Source organism: Phenylobacterium sp., from assembly GCF_037138395.1.
Lineage (GTDB): Bacteria > Pseudomonadota > Alphaproteobacteria > Caulobacterales > Caulobacteraceae > Phenylobacterium.
On sequence record NZ_JBAXIM010000105.1, the window covers coordinates 1 to 8,950 of the forward strand.

The window sequence follows — 8,950 nt, forward strand, 5'->3', positions numbered from 1 at the left end:
CGTCCGGGTCCATCGCTACGACGAAGTCACCGGGTCCAAGAGTTCGCTGTTCTAGGCTCAGGACGGATTCGGGCTGAGGCGGCGCCGTTGACCCCCTCCGTCCCGGGGCCTTGCCCCGGTCCACCTCCCCCTGGGGGGAGGAATTACAGGGCCAATGGCTCCCCCAAGGGGGAGCTCCCGGCGAAGCCGGGTGAGGGGGTCAACGGTGCCTCAGCTGACCCCCTCCGGCCCGCTGCGCGGTCCACCTCCCCCTGGGGGGAGGAATTACAGAGCCAATTGCCCGCCCGATGGGGATGGGTGTCAGGGGCGCTTCAGCCTTCGCCCTCCGCAAGGCTCCAGAGCTGGGAGCGGAGGGCGACGGCGGTCACGATCACCAGCATCCCCAGCCCCGGGAACAGGATGGCGGCATGGGGGCCGATGGCATGGGCCAGGACACCGTAGAGCACGGCGCCAGCGGGGGCGCCGCCCATGGTGCCCAGGGTGAAGATCGAGAGGATCCGCGCCACCTTGTCCGGCGGGGCGTACTGTTGAACCAGGCCACGGCCGAGGGTCATGGCCACGCCGCCGCCCAGGCCCCAGACGAAGTTGAGGCCGCACAGCAGCCAGAAGGGCATGGGCAGGCTGCAGAGGACCAGGACGCTCGCCCCGGTGAAGAGCGACGCCAGGTAGACCCGCCCCTTGCGCCGGATGTGGCCCACCCGGAGCAGGACCGTCGCTGACAGGATCGAGCCAATCCAGAAGGTGAGGCTGAATACGCCCAGCGCAGTGGCGATGCGGGTTCGCTCCGGCCCTGCCAGGTCGGCCGGAAAATAGCTCTGGACGATCAGCGGCAGGAGCACGGCAAACGCGCCCATGAAGCAAATGCCCATGCCAATGGCGCAAAGGATGACCGGGGCGATCACCGGCGAGGCGGCGGCGGCGCGGAAACCCCCGCTGATCTCACTGGCCACGAACCCCAGCACGCCGCCCTCGCGGATCCTCGGCGGACCTGTGGGACGGGGCCGGACCCGGCTGGCCGCGCCCGCCGCCACCGCCATCATGGCGGCCTGTCCGAATAACAGGGCCGGCAGGCCCAGGATCGGCGCTGCCGTCGCCGCCGCCATGCCCAGGATCTGCCCGCCGAACTGGGCCAGCGATGCCATTCCCACGGCCTGTTGCACGCCGCCGGGCGCCACGCGGCTGAGGAGGGCGTCCCGGGCCGGGGTGACAAAGGCTCCAATGGTCCCGATGCCCAGGGCATAGAGGATCAGCGTGGCGTAGGTCAGGTGGCCGCCGGCCACGAAGACGCCGAGACCCAGGAAGCTTGCGGCGCACAGGGCGCATCCGATCTGGACGACCCGGCGCGTGTCGGTGCGGTCTGCGGCATACCCGCCAAGCAGGATCAGCAGGACGGTTGGCAGCTGCAGGGACATCTGGGCCAGGCCAAAACGGATCTCATCTTCCTGCAGGACCACGCGGACCAGATAGGGAAACAGGACCATCTGCAGGCCGAAGGCGAGGAACCAGGCGCCCTGGGTGAAGAGGTAGCTGGGAAAGCCGGTCTGAGCGTCGGCTGGAGCCTTGGGCGAACCCGCGTCTGTCGCGTCGCTGGCGGACATGGGGGCAGGATCCTCGGGGGCGGGCCGGCCTCGCCTGGAATGGCGACCGAGTCTGCGCAAGTTTATGCGACCGGACGCGACATGCCAGCCCGGAATCCCCGTGGAGGCTTGGCAGGGCTTGCCTCCAGGCGCGCGGGAGGGTCTGCTGGCCCCTCCAAGGGAGGACCAGATGGTGGAGTTCACGACGATCGACGCGGGCGAGGTGAAGCTTCGCGCCGTGGTGCAGGGGCAGGGCCCCCTGGTGATCATGGTCCATGGCTTCCCGGAGAGCTGGTACTCCTGGCGCCATCAGATCGGCCCGGTGGCTGAGGCCGGCTTCACCGCCTGCGCCATCGACGTGCGCGGCTATGGCGGATCGGACAAGCCGCACCCGGTCGCCGACTACGCCATGCCGCACAAGGTGGGCGACCTGGTGGGGGTGGCCGACGCCCTGTCGCCGGGCCGGCCGGCCATCCTGCTGGGCCACGACTGGGGCGCGCCAATTGTCTGGAACTCGGCCCTGTCGCGCCCCGACCGGTTCTCGGCCGTGGGCGCCCTGTCCGTGCCCTGGACCGGGGTGGGGCAGAGGTCCTTCTCTGACGTCTTCAACGAGGTCTTCACGGCCCGGAACAAGTTCTTCTACCAGGCCTATTTCCAGAAGGAGGGCGTGGCCGAGGCGGAAGGCGAGGCCAACATCCGCGACTTCCTGCGCAAGTTCTACTACGCCATCTCGGGCGACGCCCCGGACGGCACATGGCCGAATGACAAGACCGCCGACGCCTCTCTTCTACAGGGCCTGGTTGATCCCGAGCCCTTCCCGGCCTGGATGACTGAGGCTGACCTTGACTACTACACCGCCGAGTTCGAGGCCTCGGGCCTGCGCGGGCCGATCAACCGCTACCGTAACCACGACCGGGACTTCGCCTGGCAGCAGGCCTTCAAGGACCGGAAGATCGAGCAGCCCGCCTTCTTCATGGCCGGCAACCGGGACCTGGCCTTCAACATGATGGGGCGCGGCGACCCGATTGAGCTGATGCGGGCCCAGGTGCCCAACCTGCAGGTGGCCGAGGTGCTGGACGTCTGCGGTCACTGGACCCAGCAGGAGCGCCCCGCCGAGGTCAACGCCCGGCTCATCCCCTGGCTGAAGGGGCTCTGAGGCCTAACGAATCTGAATCACGCAATTCCGTTGTAGTTTCTCTCATCGGGTTCAGTATTTCCGTACTCTGAGGATTTCTCCCAATTGTCCCTAGATAACGATCCATGGATAGAGCTGCATTCCCCAATATCCGCCGAAAAGCTACATGCTTTGGGGAATATTACGTTCTGCTGGAACGGATGTGAATATTGGACGGGTGCAATTTTTTCTATTGTTGCCGATTTAGATCAATCTATCGGAAGAGTTATCACGCATGATCTGGGGGATGTCAGTATATGGCAGAAGATCAAGCTGATCTCTTTGGATAAGAAAATGAAACCGGAGATAATAAATCTTCTGGATCATGCGGCCAAGATCTATGATCGCTGCCGAACGAATAGAAACACGTACGTACATGCGAGCGGCGGCTTGATCGGGCGTGGTGGACTATCGCTAATGCGAAGAAAAGGTCCGACGCAGTTCGGTGATTACATTCCTGATGGATTGGAAGATTTGCGTCGGGTTAGCGAAGAATTGATTGTTCTCAATCGATTCTTGCAAGAAGTGGCAATGTATATTATGGATGTAAGGGAGGGAATCAGAGTTCTCCCTCCACCCTCAATGCCTGATTTGCCGAAAGAAGTATGGGTAAGCCCTAAGAAATCAGTTTCAAAGAGGGCGGTCCGCACGGGAGAATCCCGGTCATGACTACCTTCTTCTAGGAAATCAGCGCCACAAATCTCGCGAAACGGAAGTCAATTCTTCAAGTCCCACGCGATCTGAGCGCCGCCTCGGACGCACGCACCAGGGCGTCGATGATGCCGGGCTCGGTGGAGGCGTGGCCGGCGTCCCAGACGATCTCGAAGTTCGCCTTCGGCCAGGCCGTCTTCAGGGCCCAGGCCGTCTCCATGGGCGTGACCACGTCGTAGCGGCCCTGGACGATCCAGCCGGGGATGTCCGCCAGGACATGGGCGTTCTTCAGGATCCAGCCATCCTCGGGGAAGAAGCCCCGGTTGACGAAGAAGTGGCACTCGATCCGGGCAAAGGCGATGGCGAAGTCCACCTCGCCGAACTTGGCCGGCCGGCCCTCGGGCCCCCGGATGGAGATGGTATCCCCCTCCCACTGGCTCCAGGCGGTAGCGGCGGCGGCCTTGGCGGCCTCGTCGCTTCCGGTCAGCCGGCGGTGGAAGGCGTGCAGGAGGTCGCCGCGCTCCTCCGGGGGGATGGGGGCCAGGTAGCGTTCCCAGGCGTCAGGAAAGAGGGCGGAGGCGCCGTCCTGGTAGAACCAGGCCACCTCGCGCTCGGTCAGGGTGAAGATGCCCCGCAGGACCAGGGCCTCGACACGCTCGGGGTGGGTGATCGCGTAGGCCAGGGCCAGGGTGGAGCCCCAGGAGCCGCCGAAGACGGTCCACTTTTCGATCCCCAGCCGAGTGCGCAGGCGCTCCATGTCCTCGATGAGCCGCCAGGTGGTGTTCTCCTCCAGGCTGGCATTGGGGGTGGAGAGGCCGCAGCCGCGCTGGTCGAACAGCACCATCCGCCAGCGGTCCGGGTCGAAGAAGCGCCGCATTGTGGGATTGATCGCCCCGCCCGGGCCGCCGTGCAGGATGACGCAGGGCCGTCCATCGGCGCGCCCGCACTCCTCGTAGTAGATCTCGTGGACGCCTTCTGTGGCCATGCGGCCCCGGGCAAAGGGCTCGACCTCGCGGAACAGGCCGCGGCGGCTGGCGGAACTGGAAAAGGTGGGGGACCAGGGATCACTGCTCATATCCCCCTCCTAGACCTTCGCCGGCGGGTCCGCCAGATCAGGAGCCGTCAGGAGTCCTGAGGCGTCTCAGAGCCCGATCTCGCCCGTGGTCTGAGCAAGCGGATCATGACCAAAGCGATTGTCCCCGACGGTCCCGCGCCTGCAGAGCCAGATGATCCTGACAATGAACCCAACAATCGGAATGCTAAACCAAAGGATATTCCAGCCTGATTTGTCGATGTCATGCAGGCGACGCACCTCGACTGCCAGCATTGGAACGAGTGCGCCAAGGATAATAATAGCTGCCAGTGTTCCTAGAACATAATTTTGAAAGTTCGGAGACGTCAGAATTTTTCCAATAGCTCCAAGGAGAATCAGAGACAGAAAATACGCGAGTTCAAACCACCAATATTCAGATCTTCGCGCCCGGCCGTTGAAATCGGCATATTTGCGAAGTACAGCCGTGACGGCTTCCAGCATATTCATTTCATTCCCCCCGCTTGGCTGCAGGCTTGGCCTTGGAACGATCAGGAACCCTTCGTTCCCTGCATGCTCCAGAGAAGGATTGTAACCTCAGGCCCTGAAGGCAAGGAGAATCGCGTCCCTGAGGGAGCCCTGGCCCCTCACCCCCCGAACTTCCTCCCCATCCACTCCAGTATGAAGCGGTTCACCTCTTCGGGCTTCTCCTGCTGGGTCCAGTGGCCCGAGCCCATGACCAGGGCCTTTTCCAGGTCCTTGATGCGGGTCTCCATGCCGTCGGCCATGGAGGGCGGCAGGACGGCGTCCTTTTCGGCGCAGATCATCAGGCAGGGGACGTGGTCGATGCGGGTGGGCAGATGGGCCGACCGCTCCCAGTTGCGGGTGAAGTTGCGGTACCAGTTGATGCCGCCGGTAAAGCCGGTGGCTTCGAAGGTTTCCACGAAGGCGGCCAGTTCGTCCGCGGACAGGAGCTGGTTGGCGGTGTCGGACTTGTCCCACTCGGCCAGCATGTCGCGGAAGGCGAAGGTGGAGGTGGTGGCCGGGCCGGCCTCCTTGTCGATGCTCAGGCCGCCGCTGGGCGGGAACGCCTGGTCCTCGGGCGGGCGGCGCATGAAGAAGCGCATGGTCTTGTCGACGTCCTTGCCGAGGGCCGCGTCGGCCTCGCCGGGCTTCTGGAACCAGACGATGTACATGTCCTCGCCGAAGGCGAAGCGCATGGAGGCGATGGGGTCGTAGTCGCCGCGGGGCGTGAAGGGGGTGTTCAGGCCGATCACGCCGGCCACCCGGTCGGGGTGCATCAGGGCCATCTGCCAGACGACGAAGCCACCCCAGTCATGGCCGCAGAACACCGCCTTCTCGATGCCGAGATGGTCCAGGAGGCCCACCAGGTCGGCGGCGAGGTGCTCCATGTCGTAGGCCTCGACCGTGTCCGGCCGGGAGGTCAGGCCATAGCCGCGCTGGTCCGGGGCAATGGCCCACTGGCCCGCCGCCTCGCAGGCTTTCAGCTGATGGCGCCAGGAGAAGGCCAGCTCCGGAAAGCCATGGCAGAAGACGATGGGAACGCCCTGGCCCCGGGCGACCTCGTAATAGGCCATGTCGATCCCGTTGACCTGGACATTGGCGACGGGTGGCATCTGGCGGGCGAGCGCGGACATTCGAAACTCCCTGGAAGGTTTCCCTATCTTGGCCAGACCTGGCGGGGGTATGGCAAGGGCGGAACGCGGGGGATTGGAATGGCGGTAGAAGTGGGAAGCGGTCGGGCCTCGGGGTCCACCTGGGGGCTAGTCGTTCTGCTGGGCGCCCTGACCGCCTTCGCGCCCATGGGCATAGACATGTACCTGCCCAGCCTGCCGGCCATCGGCGCTGACCTTGGCGTCGATACCGCCCATACCCAGATCACGGTTTCAGCCTTCCTCGCCGGCATGGCCATCGGCCAGTTCTTTTATGGCCCGGCCTCGGACCGTCTGGGGCGCAAGGGGCCGATCCTGGCAGGCGTCGCCCTTTTCGTCCTGGCCTCCTGCGCCTGCGCCATGGCCCCGTCAGCCGAGTTCCTCGTTGCCGCCCGCTTCGTCCAGGCCCTGGGCGGCTGCGCGGGCGGGGTGGTGGCCCGGGCGGTGGTGCGCGACCGTTTCGACCATACCCAGACGGCGCGGATGTTATCCCTGCTGACCCTGGTCATGGGGCTGGCGCCGATCCTGGCCCCCCTCCTCGGCGGGGTCCTCCTGCAACTGGGCGGCTGGCGAGCCAACTTCTGGGCCCTGGCCGCCTTCGGCGTGGCGGTGGGCGCGGCGACCCTGTTCCGGCTGGAGGAGTCCCGGTCCGAGGCGACCGCCGCGCAGGCCCGCTCGGAGTCGCCCCTGGCGGCCCTGGCCTCCCTCCTGAAGGACAAGCGGCTGGTGGGCTATGCCCTGGCGGGCGGTCTGAACGGGGCGACCCTCTTCACCTGGATCTCCGCCTCGCCGGGCCTGCTGATCGGCGTCTGGGGTATACCGGCCTCCATCTTCGGCTGGGTCTTTGGCCTCAACGCTGCCGGCGTGATCGGCGCCGGCCAGATCAATCGCCAGCTCCTGCTGCGCTATACCCCCGAGCAGGTGCTGAGGGGCGCCAGCGCGGTGGGCGTTGTCGCCGCCGCGCTGCTGCTCGTCGCTGCCTTCACCGGCTGGGGCGAGCGATGGACGGTCCTGCCCCTGATCTTCCTGGTCCTGTCCAGCTATGGCTTCATGGCCGGGAATACCATGGCCGGGGCCCTGAACATCGATCCCCGGCGGGCGGGCTCCATCTCGGCCCTGATGGGCTCGTCGTCCTTCGCCGCTGGCGCGGCGGCGTCCAGCCTCACCGCCGCCCTGGGGGATGGCTCGGCCCGGCCTGTAGCCCTGACCCTGTTCCTGGCCATGACCGGCTCGGCCCTGGCCCTGCGGACCCTGGCCCTGAAGGGCACGGCGCGGGTGTGAGCGACCGCAGGCTCAGCTGACCCCCTCCGGCCCGGGGCCCTGCCCCGGTCCACCTCCCCCTGATGGGGAGGAATTAGAGCGCCAATTGCGCCCCCAAGGGGGAGCTGTCGGCGAAGCCGACTGAGGGGGTCAACGGCGGCCTGTTCCCTTTAGGCGGTTCGGTCCAGGTCCCGGGCGGAAAGGGCCAGCCAGGCCCAGCCGATGAGGAAGAGGACGCCACCCACCGGCGTCACCGCCCCCAGCCAGCGGGGGGCGCCGAAGGCCATGGCGTAGAGGGTTCCGGCGAAGATCACCGAGCCGGTCAGGAAGAAGGCCGGAGCGAAGCGGGCGCGGGGGGCGCCCATGCCCATCAGGGCCGCCGAGGCGAAGGTCGCCATGGTGTGGCAGAAGGCGTACTGCGATCCGGTGCGGATCCACTCTGCGGCCTTTGGGTCTTTCACGGCGTGAGCCGCGAAGGCGCCCATGGCGATGGCGGAGAAGCCGTTCAAGGCCGCCAGGGCCAGCCAGTCGCGCCTTGGCAGTCCCTTCAAGCCCAAAGTCCCGGCCGCCGCCCGGCCCAGGGGGCCTCGCGCTCCAGCTGGCCCGCCAGGCGGAAGAGGGTGGCCTCGTCGGCATAGCGGGAGGTGAACATCATGCCCACGGGCAGGCCGTCTGCCGTGGTTTCCAGGGGCAGGGACAGGGAGGGTTGGCCCGAGAAGTTGAAGGGCGGAGTGAAGGGGAAGACCTGGCCCTGCCGGCGGTTGACCTCCCGGGGCTCCAGGTTGACCGGGTCGATGAAGCCGATCTCGGGGACCGGGGTTCCCAGCACCGGGGTCAGGTGGACGTCGCGGTCGCGGAAGGCGGCCAGGGTGACCCGGTTCAGCATGCGCAGTTCCTGCAGGGACCGCAGAGCCATCTCGCCGGTCACCTTGCGCCCGCCCTTGAGGGAGACCCAGGTCAGGGGCTCAAGCTCGTCGGGCTCAGGCTCGCGGCCGATCTCTTCGATCAGCCGCGCCATGCCGGCGGCGAAGTTGGCGCCCGAGACGGGGCCCCGGGCGGCGTAGAGGGCGCGGTAGTCGATGCCCAGGCCCTCTTCGACCACGTCATGGCCCAGCCGGCGCAGGAGGTCGGCAGTACGCTCCAGGGCCGCCTGGACCTGGGGGTCGATGGGGCGGCCGGAGACGGTCTCGGATGACCAGGTGATGCGCAGGCGACCTGGAGCGCGGCCCACCTCGTCCAGGTAGGGACCGGCCTTGGGCGGGGCGGGATAGGGGCTGTCGGGCTCGGGCGTATCGGTGGCGTCCATCATGGCGGCGCAGTCACGCACCGTGCGGGTGACCACGTGGTCGACCACGAAGCCTGCGGCGTAGTCGAAGCCGTCTGGCAGGTTGGGAATCCGGTCTCGGGTACCCTTCAGGCCCACCAGGCCGCAGCAGGCGGCGGGGATGCGGATCGAGCCCAGGCCGTCGCTGGCGTGGGCCATGGGGACCATGCCCGAGGCCACCGCTGACGCCGATCCGCCGGAGGAGCCGCCAGCGATGTGGCCGGGGTTCCAGGGATTGCGGCAGGGGCCCAGGAGGGCGCT

General features: G+C 66.7%; 9 protein-coding genes. 3 read left to right on the forward strand and 6 right to left on the reverse strand.

Features of this window, described 5'->3' with window-relative positions:
* Nucleotides 1-311: 311 nt before the first annotated feature.
* The gene (locus tag WCJ52_RS09215; RefSeq protein ID WP_336903012.1) at nt 312-1,598 is read right to left on the reverse strand and encodes an MFS transporter; all 1,287 of its coding nucleotides are present in this window, start codon (nt 1,596-1,598) and stop codon (nt 312-314) included.
* A gap of 169 nt (nt 1,599-1,767) precedes the next feature.
* Here WCJ52_RS09215 and WCJ52_RS09220 point away from each other — a divergent pair, with 169 nt between their 5' ends.
* Nucleotides 1,768-2,733, forward strand: a complete 966-nt coding sequence (locus tag WCJ52_RS09220) for an alpha/beta hydrolase (RefSeq protein ID WP_336903013.1) — start codon at nt 1,768-1,770, stop codon at nt 2,731-2,733.
* Nucleotides 2,734-2,817: 84 nt separating this feature from the next.
* Nucleotides 2,818-3,420 (forward strand): hypothetical protein, encoded by a 603-nt coding sequence (locus tag WCJ52_RS09225; RefSeq protein WP_336903014.1) that lies wholly within the window; start codon nt 2,818-2,820, stop codon nt 3,418-3,420.
* A gap of 55 nt (nt 3,421-3,475) precedes the next feature.
* On the opposite strand, the gene pip is transcribed toward WCJ52_RS09225, so the two are convergent.
* The 3 genes from pip to WCJ52_RS09240 form a co-directional block, all read right to left on the reverse strand.
* Nucleotides 3,476-4,477, reverse strand: a complete 1,002-nt coding sequence (gene pip / locus WCJ52_RS09230; protein WP_336903015.1) for a prolyl aminopeptidase — start codon at nt 4,475-4,477, stop codon at nt 3,476-3,478.
* Between the two features lie 66 nt (nt 4,478-4,543).
* On the reverse strand, nt 4,544-4,936 hold the full coding sequence (locus WCJ52_RS09235) for a DUF805 domain-containing protein (protein ID WP_336903016.1): 393 nt from the start codon (nt 4,934-4,936) through the stop codon (nt 4,544-4,546).
* A gap of 143 nt (nt 4,937-5,079) precedes the next feature.
* Entirely contained in the window at nt 5,080-6,090 is a 1,011-nt protein-coding gene (locus WCJ52_RS09240; protein WP_336903017.1) for an alpha/beta hydrolase, read from the reverse strand.
* Between the two features lie 78 nt (nt 6,091-6,168).
* Between WCJ52_RS09240 and WCJ52_RS09245 the strand changes: the two genes are divergently transcribed.
* Nucleotides 6,169-7,386: a multidrug effflux MFS transporter gene (locus tag WCJ52_RS09245; RefSeq protein ID WP_336903018.1), complete on the forward strand. Its 1,218-nt coding sequence runs from the start codon at nt 6,169-6,171 to the stop codon at nt 7,384-7,386.
* A 149-nt stretch (nt 7,387-7,535) separates the two neighbouring features.
* On the opposite strand, the gene WCJ52_RS09250 is transcribed toward WCJ52_RS09245, so the two are convergent.
* Nucleotides 7,536-7,916 carry a DUF423 domain-containing protein gene (locus WCJ52_RS09250; RefSeq protein WP_336903019.1) on the reverse strand — a complete coding sequence of 127 codons (381 nt, stop codon included), beginning with the start codon at nt 7,914-7,916 and terminating at the stop codon, nt 7,536-7,538.
* A partial coding sequence (locus WCJ52_RS09255) for an amidase family protein (RefSeq protein WP_336903020.1) occupies nt 7,913-8,950 on the reverse strand: 1,038 nt, incomplete at its 5' end. The genes WCJ52_RS09255 and WCJ52_RS09250, both read right to left, overlap by 4 nt.

Excerpts from the sequence above, each read along its gene's own strand:
- WCJ52_RS09215 (WP_336903012.1), bottom strand. The coding sequence starts at position 1,598 with ATGTCCGCCAGCGACGCGACAGACGCGGGTTCGCCCAAGGCTCCAGCC.
- WCJ52_RS09220 (WP_336903013.1), top strand. The coding sequence starts at position 1,768 with ATGGTGGAGTTCACGACGATCGACGCGGGCGAGGTGAAGCTTCGCGCC.
- pip (WP_336903015.1), bottom strand. The coding sequence starts at position 4,477 with ATGAGCAGTGATCCCTGGTCCCCCACCTTTTCCAGTTCCGCCAGCCGC.
- WCJ52_RS09235 (WP_336903016.1), bottom strand. The coding sequence starts at position 4,936 with ATGCTGGAAGCCGTCACGGCTGTACTTCGCAAATATGCCGATTTCAAC.
- WCJ52_RS09240 (WP_336903017.1), bottom strand. The coding sequence starts at position 6,090 with ATGTCCGCGCTCGCCCGCCAGATGCCACCCGTCGCCAATGTCCAGGTC.
- WCJ52_RS09245 (WP_336903018.1), top strand. The coding sequence starts at position 6,169 with ATGGCGGTAGAAGTGGGAAGCGGTCGGGCCTCGGGGTCCACCTGGGGG.